This is a genomic window from Candidatus Acidiferrales bacterium (assembly GCA_035934015.1).
Lineage (GTDB): Bacteria > Acidobacteriota > Terriglobia > Acidiferrales > UBA7541 > DAHUXN01.
Genome location: DASYYH010000026.1, coordinates 44,667 through 58,310 on the forward strand (window position 1 = coordinate 44,667; position 13,644 = coordinate 58,310).

At 55.0% G+C, this 13,644-nt stretch carries 15 protein-coding genes and 1 pseudogene; 12 read left to right on the forward strand and 4 right to left on the reverse strand.

Annotated elements, in window-relative coordinates; translation table 11 throughout:
- The first annotated feature begins 270 nt into the window (after positions 1 to 270).
- Positions 271 to 978, forward strand: coding sequence for a hypothetical protein (locus VGR81_12495; GenBank protein ID HEV2289761.1), 708 nt, complete (start codon positions 271 to 273; stop codon positions 976 to 978).
- Positions 979 to 1,019: 41 nt separating this feature from the next.
- Entirely contained in the window at positions 1,020 to 2,012 is a 993-nt protein-coding gene (locus VGR81_12500; protein HEV2289762.1) for an ornithine cyclodeaminase family protein, read from the forward strand.
- Here VGR81_12500 and VGR81_12505 read toward each other — a convergent pair.
- Positions 2,009 to 2,248 (reverse strand): anti-sigma factor, encoded by a 240-nt coding sequence (locus VGR81_12505; protein ID HEV2289763.1) that lies wholly within the window; start codon positions 2,246 to 2,248, stop codon positions 2,009 to 2,011. The two genes, VGR81_12500 and VGR81_12505, sit on opposite strands and share 4 nt — an antisense overlap.
- Complete coding sequence (locus VGR81_12510; protein ID HEV2289764.1) at positions 2,245 to 2,871, reverse strand: sigma-70 family RNA polymerase sigma factor; 627 nt, start codon at positions 2,869 to 2,871, stop codon at positions 2,245 to 2,247. The genes VGR81_12505 and VGR81_12510 overlap by 4 nt, the downstream gene beginning before the upstream one ends.
- Positions 2,872 to 3,109: 238 nt before the next feature.
- On the opposite strand from VGR81_12510, the gene VGR81_12515 reads away from it, so the two are divergent.
- The 10 genes and pseudogenes from VGR81_12515 to VGR81_12560 all read left to right on the forward strand — a co-directional run bounded on the left by VGR81_12515 (position 3,110) and on the right by VGR81_12560 (position 10,273).
- The gene (locus VGR81_12515; protein ID HEV2289765.1) at positions 3,110 to 3,919 is read left to right on the forward strand and encodes an enoyl-CoA hydratase/isomerase family protein; all 810 of its coding nucleotides are present in this window, start codon (positions 3,110 to 3,112) and stop codon (positions 3,917 to 3,919) included.
- Between the two features lie 86 nt (positions 3,920 to 4,005).
- A complete protein-coding gene (locus VGR81_12520; GenBank protein ID HEV2289766.1) occupies positions 4,006 to 4,515 on the forward strand; it encodes a mismatch-specific DNA-glycosylase in 510 nt (169 codons plus the stop codon).
- Between the two features lie 80 nt (positions 4,516 to 4,595).
- Positions 4,596 to 5,381: a CoA-transferase gene (locus tag VGR81_12525; protein HEV2289767.1), complete on the forward strand. Its 786-nt coding sequence runs from the start codon at positions 4,596 to 4,598 to the stop codon at positions 5,379 to 5,381.
- Complete coding sequence (locus tag VGR81_12530; GenBank protein ID HEV2289768.1) at positions 5,378 to 6,145, forward strand: enoyl-CoA hydratase/isomerase family protein; 768 nt, start codon at positions 5,378 to 5,380, stop codon at positions 6,143 to 6,145. The genes VGR81_12525 and VGR81_12530 overlap by 4 nt, the downstream gene beginning before the upstream one ends.
- A 7-nt stretch (positions 6,146 to 6,152) precedes the next feature.
- The gene (locus VGR81_12535; protein HEV2289769.1) at positions 6,153 to 7,076 is read left to right on the forward strand and encodes a CoA-transferase; all 924 of its coding nucleotides are present in this window, start codon (positions 6,153 to 6,155) and stop codon (positions 7,074 to 7,076) included.
- A 31-nt stretch (positions 7,077 to 7,107) separates the two neighbouring features.
- On the forward strand, positions 7,108 to 7,446 hold the full coding sequence (locus tag VGR81_12540) for a rhodanese-like domain-containing protein (protein ID HEV2289770.1): 339 nt from the start codon (positions 7,108 to 7,110) through the stop codon (positions 7,444 to 7,446).
- 67 nt (positions 7,447 to 7,513) lie between these two features.
- A pseudogene (locus VGR81_12545) lies at positions 7,514 to 7,813 on the forward strand (ArsC/Spx/MgsR family protein).
- Positions 7,814 to 7,878: 65 nt separating this feature from the next.
- Complete coding sequence (locus VGR81_12550; GenBank protein HEV2289771.1) at positions 7,879 to 8,748, forward strand: amidohydrolase family protein; 870 nt, start codon at positions 7,879 to 7,881, stop codon at positions 8,746 to 8,748.
- On the forward strand, positions 8,711 to 9,685 hold the full coding sequence (locus VGR81_12555; protein ID HEV2289772.1) for a 3-hydroxyacyl-CoA dehydrogenase NAD-binding domain-containing protein: 975 nt from the start codon (positions 8,711 to 8,713) through the stop codon (positions 9,683 to 9,685). Before VGR81_12550 ends, VGR81_12555 begins: the two co-directional genes overlap by 38 nt.
- 48 nt (positions 9,686 to 9,733) lie before the next feature.
- A complete protein-coding gene (locus VGR81_12560) occupies positions 9,734 to 10,273 on the forward strand; it encodes a macro domain-containing protein (protein HEV2289773.1) in 540 nt (179 codons plus the stop codon).
- A 28-nt stretch (positions 10,274 to 10,301) separates the two neighbouring features.
- Here VGR81_12560 and VGR81_12565 read toward each other — a convergent pair whose 3' ends face one another.
- Together VGR81_12565 and lpxB are read right to left on the reverse strand one after the other, a co-directional pair.
- On the reverse strand, positions 10,302 to 12,410 hold the full coding sequence (locus tag VGR81_12565; GenBank protein HEV2289774.1) for a M1 family aminopeptidase: 2,109 nt from the start codon (positions 12,408 to 12,410) through the stop codon (positions 10,302 to 10,304).
- A gap of 57 nt (positions 12,411 to 12,467) precedes the next feature.
- Complete coding sequence (lpxB, locus tag VGR81_12570; protein ID HEV2289775.1) at positions 12,468 to 13,592, reverse strand: lipid-A-disaccharide synthase; 1,125 nt, start codon at positions 13,590 to 13,592, stop codon at positions 12,468 to 12,470.
- Between the last annotated feature and the right edge of the window lie 52 nt (positions 13,593 to 13,644).

A 13,644-nucleotide genomic window follows, 5' to 3' on the forward strand; every position in this document is an offset into this window, starting at 1 on the left:
GGCAGGAGCGTGTCGATCCATGACGTATCCATCCGCATTCTCGCGGCTGCTCTATTAATTTCTGTTGTCTGTTCGACTGTTTCCTGTTCGCATCCACAGACTGCGGCCCAGAGTCCTCCGCCCCCAATCTTTCAATATCTTGGACAATGGGGCACACCGGGCACTGAGCCAGGCCAGTTCCAAAATCCACGGACATTCAGCGTCGACGCAGTGGGAAATGTTTACGTCGCGGATGATGGCAACCCTGCTCAAATTGAGAAATTCGACGCTATGGGCCACCCATTGCTGACATTCGGTGTTACGGGAGTGCAGAACGATTGGGACATTGCCGTCGACTCAGGGCAAGCGATCTTTCTCGTAGACGTTTCCCACGCGCAGATTCACATTTACACACCCGAAGGAGAAATCTTCCACACGCTATTTTTTCGTTATCGACCCGAGTTCAACGATCCGACGAGCATTGCGATCGAATCGGGCGGCGATTTCTATCTTGCAGATTCTGAAACGGGACGGGTCGCTCTTCTGAATCCGCGCGGCCGCACTCTCGAAGCTTGGCGTAAACCGGCGGATATGCCCGCCAAGACGTGGACACCATCTCGAATTCGCCTCGGCATGGACGGCGATTTGTATGTTGCCGATCCGACGGGCCAAAAGATCGACAAGCTATCTGGCAATGGCCATTACGTGGCTTCCTGGGATTTTCCTTTTAGTGACTCGAAGGGCACACGCGACACGCCCCGTGCATGCGGACTTGCTGTGTTTCAGAATCTGGTAGCGGCATCGGATCTCACCAAACGATTGCTGAGCGTTTGGACATTGGACGGCCAGCAAGAATTGAGCGTGGATTTTTCGCGACATCCGGAATGGGGACAAAATGCCGCACCGGCAGACATCGCATTTACCCCCAAAGGCGAGCTCCTGGTTCTTGACCAGCCGGACATGCGCGTGTTGCGATTTAAGATGAACATTTCCGAATGACCGATGCATTTGAACGCGGCTAGTTCCGCAGAGGTGTGACCGTGCCCTTGCTCTTGACTGAAACGGATGTTCGATCGTTGCTGACGATGTCGATTGCGCTGGAGGCGGTCGAAACAGCGTTCCGAAGGCTGGCGGATGCTACCGCGCAAGTTCATCCGCGACGACGACTGCACTTGGAAGGATTCTCATATCTCCACTACATGGCCGCCGCGGACGGAGCGGGTGGGTATGAAGGCCTGAAAATCTATACGAGTTCGCGCGATGGGCTGCGATTTCTCATTCCCCTTTTCCGTGCGAAGACCGGTGAGCTACTGGCGTTTATCGAAGCAGACTTTCTTGGCCAGATGCGCACCGGCGCGGCGAGCGGAGTAGCAACGAAATACCTTGCGCACGAGGATTCCCGTACGGTTGGCATCATCGGCACCGGGCTGCAAGCACGAACACAACTCGAAGCGGTGACCACGGTGCGCGGAGCGGAACGAATCCTTGTGTTTGGACGCGATCCAGGCAGGCGCGAGCGATTTGCAGGCGAAATGACGGCCAAGCTCGGAGTGAGGGTGGAAGCAGCGGCAACCGCAGAAGCTGTTGTTCGTGAAGCTGGCATCTTGATCACGTCGACGACATCTTCCACTCCAGTCGTTGAAGGCCGGTGGCTCCAACCGGGGGCGCACATCAACGCCATCGGTGCGAACTTCCCGCAAAAGCGCGAGCTGGACGCATCCGCTATTGACCGCGCGAATGTGATTTTCGTAGACTCGCGCGAGCAGGCCGAGATGGAAGCTGGCGATTTGATCCAGTCGTTTGCAGGAACACCGAGCCACTGGGAAACTGTGAAAGAGCTATCCGATTTAGTTGCGGGACGAACGACGGGACGCGCATCGCGGGAACAAATCACGCTATTCAAGTCGAGCGGAATTGCGATTGAAGATGTCGTGACCGCCGGGAAAGTCTACGAGCTAGCGTTGAAGAGAGGGGTGGGGCGGGAAGTGCCGTTCTGGCGAGACGAGGGGGCGCGGGAGCGGACGGCTTCTTAATTTTTGGGGCGGTGCAAGCGCTTCAAGAGTGCGTCGTGCAGACGCGTGCGAACATCCTCGGAAAGTGGCAGCGGCTCAGAATTGCAGAAAATCTGGATCGTTTTCTTGGTTGTGTCAACCAGCAGGTGGCAATCCTCGCAGTGCTCGAGATGGACCTCAAGCGATTGTTTTAGATTCTGGTCGAGCGCGTCATCCAAATAGTTGGAAAGTTCACGTACTACATTTTTACAGTTCATTGGGGCACACCTCGTTGAAAATAACGATTCAGTTTCTCGCGCAGCTTCAGGCGAGACCTGAGCAGGCGCGACTTAACTGCTGGGATGGAAATGCCCAAAACTTCCGCAGTTTCCTCGGTGGAAAGTTCGTCAATATCGCGCAATTGGAAAACGGTCCGGAAAGGAGGGTCGAGTTCGCCGATCACGCGGGCGAGAATCTCTGCCAGCTCTCGCTGGGTATACCGCTCCTCGGGTGAAGGTCCCCAATCCTCGATCTCGCGCGGCATTACGCTGTCTTCGGTTTTAACTTCCTCGTCGAGTGAGATGTCCTTATTGTGGCGCTTGCGCAGCTTCATCAACGCCTGGTTCACCGCAATACGCACGAGCCAGGTGTAAAAACGCGAGTTGCCCTGGAATTCGGCGAGGTGCTCAAATGCCTTCAGAAACGCTTCTTGTGTGACATCCTGTGCGTCTTCCGTGTTTTGGGTGATGTGCTGGGCGAGGCGAAAAATCTTGCGCTCATAGCGCGTCACCAGCGATTCAAACGCGTTTACATCGCCGGCTCTCGCTGCGGCGACAAGAACAGATTCGTTATCGGCCAGACTGGCTTGGGGATCAGTGGACTTAGCCCGCGCGGGTTCCACGCTTTTTCCGTTTGGCATCATATATGGGTACGGGACCAATAAAGCCTAGCACAAACGCACGCTGTGCTATCCTCCAGAGCCGCCTTTCATTTGACGTTTGTAAGGCTGGCAGGATGCAAACTTCTTAGCTGCAGAGCCTGATTTCTCGCAGAAAATGACCTGCACTGGGCTGCTTGACGTTCGTTTTGCTGACGGATAAAGTCAACGAGACTGGTATTTTGAAGAGAAAGAATAGGGAATGACAAGGGAACAGGATAGAGACACGAAGCAGCTTGTGAAGTATTGCGTCGATGGTGGCCTCGCCATCGTCGAGCTGGACGACCCCCCGGCGAACACCTACAGCTACGAAATGATGTGCCAGTTCGACGCGGTGATTCTACGGGCGCGCATGGACGAAAACGTTCATGTTTTACTGCTGCGCGGAGCAGGGGAAAAGTTTTTTTCCGCTGGGGCAAGTATTCCTATGCTCGCGAAGGCTGATCCACAATTCAAATATTATTTTTGCTTGCATGCGAATGAAACGCTGTGCCGATTGGAACAAACGCCAAAAATCGTGATCGCCGCGCTTAACGGTCATACAGTCGGTGGCGGGCTCGAGATTGCATTGGCATGCGATATTCGTATCGGGAAGAAAGAAGGAGGCAAGATTGGCTTGCCCGAGGTCAATTTGGGCGTCCTTCCCGGCACGGGCGGAACACAGCGACTCGCTCGGGTTGTTGGCCGGGCTCGCGCCTTTGAAATGATGGCCACGGGCCGCACGTTCAGTTTCGAGGAGGCATTGGAAATTGGGCTTGTTCATCATGTGTACGAACGCGAGAAATTCTGGGACGCCGTGATGACGTACGCACGGCAGTTCTGCCCTCCGAATAAAGCATCGAACGCGGTGGGACGGATCAAACGTGCTGTGGTGACCGGAGCTGAGGTTGGTTTTGGTGAAGCGCTGGCCCTTGAGCGCGAATTGCAGCAGCTTCTTTTTACGAGTGTGGACGCAAAAGAAGGAATTGATGCGTATGTCGAGAAGCGGCAGCCCAAATTCAAAGGGAAGTAACGCGGCGCGAGCAAGCATTACGGGTAAAATGAGGGGTGCGCATGAAATGGGGGAATCAAGCTTGACGACAGAGATTGCTGGAAACGATGCGAACGCTGCCTGATCATCTTCGCCGCGGAATGAGACTGGTAATTGTGGGATGTAACCCAGGAGAACGCTCGGCTCGCGTAGGACATTACTATGCCGGCCGGGGGAATGAGTTCTGGCCGCTCTTGTATGATTCCGGCGTCATTCCGGAACCTCTCACCTACAACGATGACCGGCGCGTGGTTGAGTTCGGGATCGGCCTGACGGATCTTGTCAAGCGGCCATCTAAGGGAATTGAAGATATTGCGCGCGAGGAGTTCTCCGAAGGCCGCGTTCTGTTAGCGCAGAAGCTCGAGGAGTTTCGGCCGCAGCTTGTTGCTTTCAATGGGAAATTAGTTTACGAAAAATTTGCGGGGCGGCGCTGTTTCCTCGGACTGCAGAAGGAAAAGCTTTACGGAGCCACCGTTTTCGTTCTGCCTTCGACCAGTGCGAAGAATGCAAAAGGCCGCAGCGTGAAGATGCGTCATTTTAAGCAGCTTGCCAAAGTGCTGAATCGGATTCGGACCTGACAAAGAATGCGAATGCAAGAACCATTGCGCACGAGCCAGCTGACGGCGCCGGAAAGAATAGTGGAATAGCGTTGCCATCCATGGGAGAAACAAATGTCGCCGCGCGGAAATATACGGCCGGCGAATTAATGGTTGTAGCCGCAGCGAGAGAAATCGCCAACAAGGAATTGGTGTTCGTTGGCATGCGGCTTCCGCTGCTCTCTTTTCTGATTGCGAAGCTCACGCATGCGCCGCAGGCGGTTGGCCTCTATGAGAACGGCGTAATTCGCGAGACTCCCTCGCCGGAGATGCTCTACACAATGGGTGATCCGCCGAACCTTCGAGGAGCTACACTTTGCGGACAGATGATCGACGTGATGTCGTTTCTGCAGCAGGGGCGCGTCAATGTCGGCTTTCTCGGGGCGGCAGAAGTCGACCGGTTCGGCAATCTGAATTCGACATGGGGACGACGGGCCGGTGTGGCTGTGCGCTTGCCGGGTTCCGGTGGTGCGTGCGATATCGCGTGCCTTTCGCAACGCACCGTGGTGTTGCTCGCGCACGAAAGGCACCGGCTTGCGGAGCGCGTGAGCTATGTGACTTCGCCGGGATTTGGCACCGGTGATCGCTGGCGGCGCGAACATGGCTTGCCGCACAAGTCGGGCCCCTCGGCAATCATCACGACGCGAGGGGTACTGCGTTTTGGTCCAGACGGCGAAGCGTATCTCGCCTCTGTTCATCCCGGTGTGCCTGTTGAAGAAGTCCTGGCAAGTACTTCATGGACATTGCGAGTGGCGGAGCACCTGGACGAAACGGCCCCGCCTTCCGCTGCGGAGCTTCGCGCGATGCGCGATCTCGATCCAAAAGGATTCTGGACTGGCCGGCAATGATCGCATACAAGAACATTCAAATACACAACGGTGATCGCCTCGCGCGCATTGTTCTGAACCGTCCTCCGCTTAACGTAATGAATATCGCGATGATGCGTGAAATCGGCTGGGCGATCGATGAGCTTGCGTCGCAGATTGATTTCCTGGCCTTTGAAGGATCAGGAGTCAAGGCATTTTCGGCAGGTGCAGATGCCAGCGATCACAAAACTGAGCGAGTCGCGGAAATGTTGCAGACATTTCACGCGATATTCCGCAAGCTTTGGAAAAGCCCAGTCGTGACCATCGCCGCAGTGCACGGGCATTGTCTGGGAGGCGGTTTCGAGCTGGCGACGTTTTGCGATTTCTTGATTGCCGAGGAATCCGCAAGATTTGGCCAACCGGAGATTAAGCTGGGATGTTTTCCGCCTGTGGCAACAGTTACTTTGCCTCAGATTGCCGGCATGCGTGTCGCGACCGACTTAATATTGAGCGGTCGGACGATTTCGGCAAGCGAAGCTCAGCAGCTTGGGCTCGTTTCGCGGGTTGTCCCAGAGGGTGCGTTGGATGGCGCGGTGAGAACGCTTGTAAATGACTTACGCGCATTGAGTCCGCGAGTACTGGGTATGGCGCGGCGTGCGCTCTGGGATGCAGCAGGATTCGATTTTGATCGCAGGCTGAAGGCCGTTGAGGATTTTTATTTGGGAGAGCTGATGAAGACCGAAGACGCGCAGGAGGGAATCCGAGCGTTTCTCGAAAAACGCGATCCCGCTTGGCACGGACGGTAAGTTCAGAATGGGTGCAGAGTCAAAAGTCGTCAGCATGAGAGAAGCCATTGGGCGCCATGTACCTTCAGGCTCGATGGTGTTAATGGGCGCGCAGCTTGAGCCTATGATTCCGTTTTCGGCGGGGCACGAACTGATTCGCCAGGGCCGGCGCGATTTGACGCTCGTGGGGCCGATTTCCGACATTCTGTTTGACCAGTTGATAGGCGCGGGCTGTGTTGAGCGAGTGATGGCTGCGTGGGTTGGCAATGTGTCTGAAGGGACCGGCTATTGCTTCCGGCGTGCGGTCGAAGCGCAAATTCCGAGGCGGATTGATGTAGTCGATTATTCGAATTTCACACTGGCGCTCGCTCTTCATGCAGGCGCCTTGGGCATACCGTTTATGCCTACGTATTCGACGCTCGGGAGCGATCTCCTTAAGAAGAATGGCAACCTGCGTGAATTCTCCTCGCCCGTCAGCGAGGAAAAACTCATTGCGGTGCGAGCGCTTCGCCCCGACGTTGCGATCATTCAAGTCCAGAAAGCGGATCCACAAGGGAATGCGCATATCTGGGGCAGCCTCGGCGTGGCCATCGACGGCGCGCGAGCGGCGAGGAGCGTGATGGTGGTTGCGGAAGAGATTGTCGCGCCGGAGGTGATTGCGTCCGACCCCAATCGTACACTCATTCCCGGCTTTCTCGTTTCTGCCGTGGTGCATGAGCCGGGCGGCGCGCATCCTTCGCCTGTGCAGGGTCACTATGGTCGCGATCACAGATTCTTCGCCGAGTATCATGACGAGACGCGTGAATTGGCTGAATTCGAGCGCTGGCTTGAGAAATGGGTATTGAGCGCGCCGGATCGCCGGGCATACCTTGATAAGCTCGGCGCGGCACGGACTTTTTCGCTTGCGGTGCGAGAGCATGCGTCCTCGGTGCCCGCTGACTTTGGCGTTTGATTTTGATCTTGCTTTTGAATGAAGGATGACCATGCCAGAAGATTTGTTTGCAAATATCGAAGTCGGCCCCCACGAGGTGAGGCAATCACTGGATCGCGGCGAAAAGGTTTTGTTCGTCGACGTGCGCGAGCCCTGGGAGCATCAGCTTTGCCACATCGAGGGATCGCAGCTAATCCCCCTAGGGCAGATCGCCGCCAATCTCCACGCCTTCGAGAATGCCCAAAATGTCGTAGTCTTTTGTCACAGTGGGCGGCGAAGTCTCGATGCAGCTGCGTGGCTGCGTTCACAGGGAGTTTCGAGCGCACGTTCCATGGCAGGCGGAATCGACCGGTGGTCTCGCGAAATCGACTCCAGCGTGCCGCGCTACTGAAAGGTTTCAAATCGTGACAAAAGGAAAGATCAAATTCCTACAGAAGCCAACTTGAACCTCTTGCCGAAAAGCAAGAGGTCTCTTGCTCGAACACGGCGCTGATTTGGAAACGCGCGATCTTGGCAGAGAGCGGTTGAGTGCCGCTGAATTGGAAAGTTTGATCGGAGATCGCGATTATCGCCAATTTTTGAACTCGCGCAACGAACTCTATCGCGCGAAAAACATGAAAGAAAACCCTCCGTCGCGAGCGGAAGCGCTGAAAATGATGGCTGCCGAGCCAAATTTGATTCGCCGCCCCGTGGTGATTGCCGGGAAGAGAATTGTATTGGGTTACGATGAGGAAGGGTTAAAGAAGCTCGTCGAGTGAGAAGTTGGAAACAACGCTGTAAGCCCCGTTGTGTCAATTGGCCTTGGTTTGCAAGGAGGGATAGCTTGGCATTGGAATCAGGCGGCCCGATCATCGATATCCACATCCATATTCAGCCACTACACATGTTCAAACCTCACGCTCTGGCATTAATCCAAAAAGGACGCAAGGATTACGCGGAGGTTGAGAAATACACGTCAGATTCGAAGGCCTTTCTCAAGTTCCTGGACGAGATGGGAATTGAGAGAGCTGGCTTGATTAACTACGTCAGCCCTGAAGTTATTGGTTTTCCGCCGGAAGTGAACGATTGGATTGCCGATTATTGCTCTACGGATCCGAAGCGACTGCTCGCATTCGGGTCCGTGCACCCGAAACATGTTCCCGATGCCGGCGCTGAAGTGGACCGCCTGGCAAAGATTGGCATCCGGGGCCTCAAGGTGCACCCTTCGCATCAGGAGTTTGCCCCGAATGCATATCGTGATGGATTCGGGCCGCTCGCGGCGATGTATGAGCGGGCTCAGGCAAACGGGATACCAGTGATGATTCACACGGGTACTTCTATTTTTCCCGGAGCGCGGAATCCATATGCTCAGCCGATCTTGGCCGACGACGTGTCCATCGACTTTCCGAAACTTGTGGTTATCCTGGCGCACGGTGGCCGTCCACTGTGGATGAACGAAGCGTTCTTTCTTGTTCGCCGTCATCCGAATATGTACATGGACATTTCCGGCATTCCGCCACAGCGACTCATGGAGTATTTTCCTCGAATCGAAGAAATTGCCGATAAAGTACTTTGGGGCACGGATTGGCCGGGGCCGGGAGTTCCCGCGATTCGAGGCAACATAGAACAATTTCGCAGGCTGCCGATTTCGGAAGCTGCGCAGCGCAAGATTCTCCATGACAATGCCGCGCGGCTGTTCCCCGTGGGTCCTTGATATATTGTTTGTTGCAAGTCCCGGCAGGTCTGGATCGCTTCATTTTTCACAGGGAGAAATCATGGAAATTAAAACCGTGCTAGTGATCGGTGCCGGAACTATGGGCCGCGGGATCGCCTATTGCTCTGCGCTTGCGGGTTATCAAACGATTCTGGAGGATGTTTCGCAGCCAATGGTGGAGCAGGGGCTTGATTATATTCGTCGTGCTTTTGACGAAGGGGTTGCTCGCGGGAAAGCGACTGAAGAGCAAAAACAACAGGCCATGGCGCACATCACAACGTCGAATGTGGTTCAGGATGCTTGCCGCCAGGCCGACTTCATTATTGAAGCGGTTCCTGAAGAAATGGAAACAAAGCTGGAGATTTTTACAATCCTCGACAAATTCGCGAAGCCGGGCGCGATATTCGCAAGTAACACATCGTCTCTCTCTATTACGGAAATGGCTGCGATCACATTTCGCCCCGAAAACTGCATCGGCATGCATTTCTTCAACCCCGTCCAGAAAATGAAGCTGCTCGAGATTGTCCGTGGGCTGGAAACTTCGGAGGCGACTGTCGCGGCATGCGCCGAGGCGGGAAGGAACATGGGCAAGGACGTAGTAGTCGTGCGCGAATCGCCTGGGTTCGTGACCAGCCGCATCAATGCCATGATTGGCAATGAGGCGTTTTTCATGTTGCAGGAAGGCGTTGCCAGCGCTGTTGATATCGACAAAGCGTTGAAGCTGGGGCTGAATCACCCGATGGGACCGTTTGAGCTTGTTGATCTCGTTGGTCTCGATGTGCGGCTGAGTATTTTGCAGCACTTGCATCGCACGCTGGGCGAAAAATATCGTCCGTGTCCGCTGCTTGAACAATATGTGAAGGCGGGCCGCTTAGGTCGCAAGTCCGGGCGCGGTGTATACGATTACAAAGAAGCAGGGGCCAAGCCGAAATCCTAAATTACGATTCCGTCGTGTGCTGCGTCCTGTATGTCGAAGGTTCTCACGATGGCGAGTATCGAAAAGGCGATTTCTTTTCTGCAGGGCGATCTGACAGATATGGACGTCGACGCGATCGTCAATGCTGCAAACAACGATTTGCAATTGGGCGGAGGAGTGGCTGGCGCGATTCGGCGCAAGGGTGGCGAGGAGATTCAACGGGAGTGTGATGAGATTGGCTCAATTGCCGTTGGAGGCGCGGCGATTACCACAGGTGGTCGTCTCAAAGCACGATATGTGATTCATGCGGCAAGCATGGCACTCGGCGGCCGAACGACAGCGAATGCGCTACGCAGTTCGGTAGGAGAATCTTTGAAGCTTGCCGCACAGCACAGATTGACCAGCATTGCCTTTCCAGCCGTCGGAACCGGCATCGCTGCTTTCCCGATGCACGAATGCGCGGAGATTATGCTGGAGGCGGCGACGCGGCACCTCGAAGGGACCACTGCCCTCGAAAAGATCTATTTCGTTCTCTTCGATGAACGAGCACTGAAAACGTTCGAGCAAGTTTGGAAAGATAAAGGCCCAGAGTCGCGCGCTGATTCTTAGAAATCTGGCCGGTTTTCTATACCGTACATTACGACTTTGCTTGTTTTGAAGGCACAGGAGCGGCCGGCTGTGAATCAGGACTCGTGTACGGCGACTTCATGTATTTCTCAGCTTCCTTCTGGGCTCCGCCTGTGTCGTCCTTCAGCTCTTCCGCTTTTTCGTATTCGTTGATGGCTCTTTCCCGCGAGCCGGTCAAATCAAAAATCTTGCCGAGGTAGATGTGGCTCCATACCTCAACCCAGCGATAGCTCGGAGCCAAGTCGCCATCGAGTGCGCTGCGGAATGAGTCCGCTGCGGACGAATAATTCTTCTGATAGAAAAATGCTTCGCCAATGCGGAAGTCGGCCAGCGAATTATTCGACTGAATGCTGAGAGCTTGCTGATACTGCTGGATCGCCTCGGCAAATTTACCCTGCTCTGCGAGACCTTCTCCCTTTGCAATGAGCGCGCGAATTTGCAGCTTTGGATCCGTCTTCAGAATATCGTCATCGGGATCAATGGATATGCCATCGGGTTTGGGCTGGCCATATGTGTCGATCGTGAATTCGGTCGACGTGCCGATCACCTGGACCGTTTTCGTTACAGGATTGCCTTCGGCGTCGACGCGAATTTCCACGGGCATGTTAAAGGTTTCGATCGGTTGCATCACTTTCCCGACCACTTTGAATCCCTTGGGAGTGCGATAAACGATGTAGTCCAGCTTGAATTCAGGGATGCCGGTCGAGGCGAGCCACTGTGAGAAGAACGCCACGAAATTCAATCGGCGTTGGCCTTGCACGGGCGCCGGCAGCCTCGACTGCGCCAGCTTTTCAAAATCGTCGATGCTGGCATTCTTTCCTTCGTGTTGGACATAGAAATCGTGGATTAACGCGGCGAAAGACGCATCTCCCATGGACGACCGCAACATGTGAAATACCATCGCGCCTTTTTGCACTACTGTCGATTCATACTGGGGCGAGTAGCGCTGCAACTGTCCCGCCTGAGCAATCGGAGAGGCGTTTGGGTACATCACAGAGCCGATCGCAAAAGAGGTTAGTTCCTTGCGAAAATCGGATTCGCCCGCCGAGTGCTCGATATACATCGCAGCAATATATTGCGCCAAACCATCGGTGACCCAGACGTCGGATGGCGACGCAGGAAGAACCTGATTCCCCCACCATTGCTCCGCAGCGACGTGTGCGAGCGCAGACTGATCAAGGCTGTTGTTCCACTCGTGCGCGCTCAGCAGCAGCAAACCCGGAGCCGAGTAATCGTCGAGCGTGCCGTCCGGCAACTGCGCCAGGGTCACGTTCGGCGACGACAAAGGACCAAATTCGCTCGAATAGTAAAGCAGTATGGCCGCCAGCGCGTCGCCCATGTGTCCGGCAGTTGAACTCGCGGAAGGCGGAGCGAAAACGGAAATTGACAATCCCTGCGCGTGAACTGGGGAGAGCTGTAAATTACCAGCGACAAACGTTCCAACCGGTCCGGGGGCGTTGCACGTAAATGTGTACTGAGCTCGTCCAGGCTCGCCTGCTGTTTCCGGCGGCAACTCCGTTGGTATGGAAGATGCGCCTGTGCCGGTAACCGCAAAAGTGTCAGGCGCTATGATCTGAAACGTCGCCGTGTAACGATTAGAAGGATAATCGGTAAGCGGAAACCAGCGAGCGGGAAGCAGTAAGTAGGCAGAATTCTTATCGATCCACGCGAAGCGAACGTCTTTTGTGGGGCTGTCTTCGTCGTTGGCAAAGGCGCCCGAATATTCGAAGTCAATCGTGACATGCATCCCAGCCTGGGCGCTGGAGGGAAGAGATACCACGACATCCAGCGGGTTGAACGAATCGCGATGAAAGTCGAGTTTTCGACCGTCGCCCACCAACGTGACGGAATCAATATGAAGATCCGGGTGCAGCTCGAAAAGAATTGTGCTCGAATCTACTTTCGCTACCAGTTCAACCTTTGCGTCTGCCGTTAAGCTCTCCTGATCCGGATGAAGAGTCGCTTTAACGTCATAGTGAACGGCATCGAAATCAAATTCCGGGAGTTGTTGCTGCGCCAGTGCTGTATCAGCAATGAAACAGAAGGGCAGAGCGAACAACGCGAGACAAAGCCCGAATTTGACCATGCTAAGACCTCGAATGACAGTACGATTTGCCATAATTGTCCGTTCGTTAGAGTGCGTAAGAGCGCTTTCTAGTTGCCCGTACCTATAAGGTTACAGCATTCCAGCGATGATTTCAGCAGCGCGCTCGATGGCGCCTCCTTTTCCCAATTTTGCCCGGACTTCGGCCAAACCACGCTTCTGGTCCTCGCGCGCCCGCGGCGCGTCCAGCAAACGCCGGACCTCATTTTCGAGAGCTTCCGCTGTGAATTGATCCTGGATCAGTTCTGCTGCAATCTGCCGGCCAGAAATTACGTTGACCATGGCGAAAAATGAGCTCGTGACCATGTGACGCGCGATTGCCGCAGTCAACGCGGATACGCGGTAAACAACCACCATAGGGCAATCGAGCAGCGCCGCTTCCACCGTCGCAGTGCCGCTGGAGACTATGGCACAGTCAGCAGCTGCAAGCGCCTCATAAGTAGCGCCTTTCACGGGTATCAGAGGTACATCAGGGCGCTCATAGGGCCGAATGACTTGCTCATCCAGCCCGGGAGCAAGAGCTAGGACAAACTCCAACGGATAGTTCTTTCGAAGTCTCGCGCATGCCTCCGTGATGGTCGGCAAACTTCGCCGAATTTCACTCGGCCTGCTTCCGGGCAGCACGGCAAGGATTGGCTTGGTTCCATCAATGCCATATCGTTCGACGAATTGCGCGCGTGTCATCGTGGCATGCACGGAATCGACCAGAGGATGGCCGACGAAATCAACCTGAACTCCAGCCTTGCGATACAATTCTACTTCGAAGGAGAAAATCACGAGCACGCGCTCGAATCGTCGTTGAATCCAGCGCATACGCCCGGGCCTCCACGCCCAAATCTGCGGACTAATGAAGTAGACATTACGGATGCCATGCTTTTTCAAACGGCGTGCAAGGCCAAAATTAAATCCCGGAGAATCGACGGTAACCGCGAGAGCAGGCTCGCGGCGCACAGCTTCGCGTTCCAATTTTCGCCATGCGCGCCAGACCGCAGGAAGACGGCGAAGCACTTCCGTGATTCCGACAACAGCGATGTCCGAGGCGTCCGCAAGCAGTTCGACCCCCGCTGCGCGCATTTTCGGGCCGCCCATGCCGAAAAGATGAACGTCAGTTTGTTTTTGGATCGCCCGCGCAAGACGCGCGGCATACATGTCACCCGACGCCTCGCCTGCAGAAATGAGAATCTCTCGCGGCTTCATTCTGGTGTCTCACTCCAAGCCGGGTATGCATCCGAGAAGGTGGGAGTGGCAG

Excerpts from the sequence above, each read along its gene's own strand:
- VGR81_12520 (HEV2289766.1), top strand. The coding sequence starts at position 4,006 with ATGCGAACGCTGCCTGATCATCTTCGCCGCGGAATGAGACTGGTAATT.
- VGR81_12555 (HEV2289772.1), top strand. The coding sequence starts at position 8,711 with ATGACAATGCCGCGCGGCTGTTCCCCGTGGGTCCTTGATATATTGTTT.
- VGR81_12530 (HEV2289768.1), top strand. The coding sequence starts at position 5,378 with ATGATCGCATACAAGAACATTCAAATACACAACGGTGATCGCCTCGCG.
- VGR81_12540 (HEV2289770.1), top strand. The coding sequence starts at position 7,108 with ATGCCAGAAGATTTGTTTGCAAATATCGAAGTCGGCCCCCACGAGGTG.
- VGR81_12515 (HEV2289765.1), top strand. The coding sequence starts at position 3,110 with ATGACAAGGGAACAGGATAGAGACACGAAGCAGCTTGTGAAGTATTGC.
- VGR81_12525 (HEV2289767.1), top strand. The coding sequence starts at position 4,596 with ATGGGAGAAACAAATGTCGCCGCGCGGAAATATACGGCCGGCGAATTA.
- lpxB (HEV2289775.1), bottom strand. The coding sequence starts at position 13,592 with ATGAAGCCGCGAGAGATTCTCATTTCTGCAGGCGAGGCGTCGGGTGAC.
- VGR81_12495 (HEV2289761.1), top strand. The coding sequence starts at position 271 with ATGGGCCACCCATTGCTGACATTCGGTGTTACGGGAGTGCAGAACGAT.
- VGR81_12565 (HEV2289774.1), bottom strand. The coding sequence starts at position 12,410 with ATGGCAAATCGTACTGTCATTCGAGGTCTTAGCATGGTCAAATTCGGG.
- VGR81_12535 (HEV2289769.1), top strand. The coding sequence starts at position 6,153 with ATGGGTGCAGAGTCAAAAGTCGTCAGCATGAGAGAAGCCATTGGGCGC.
- VGR81_12560 (HEV2289773.1), top strand. The coding sequence starts at position 9,734 with ATGGCGAGTATCGAAAAGGCGATTTCTTTTCTGCAGGGCGATCTGACA.
- VGR81_12505 (HEV2289763.1), bottom strand. The coding sequence starts at position 2,248 with ATGAACTGTAAAAATGTAGTACGTGAACTTTCCAACTATTTGGATGAC.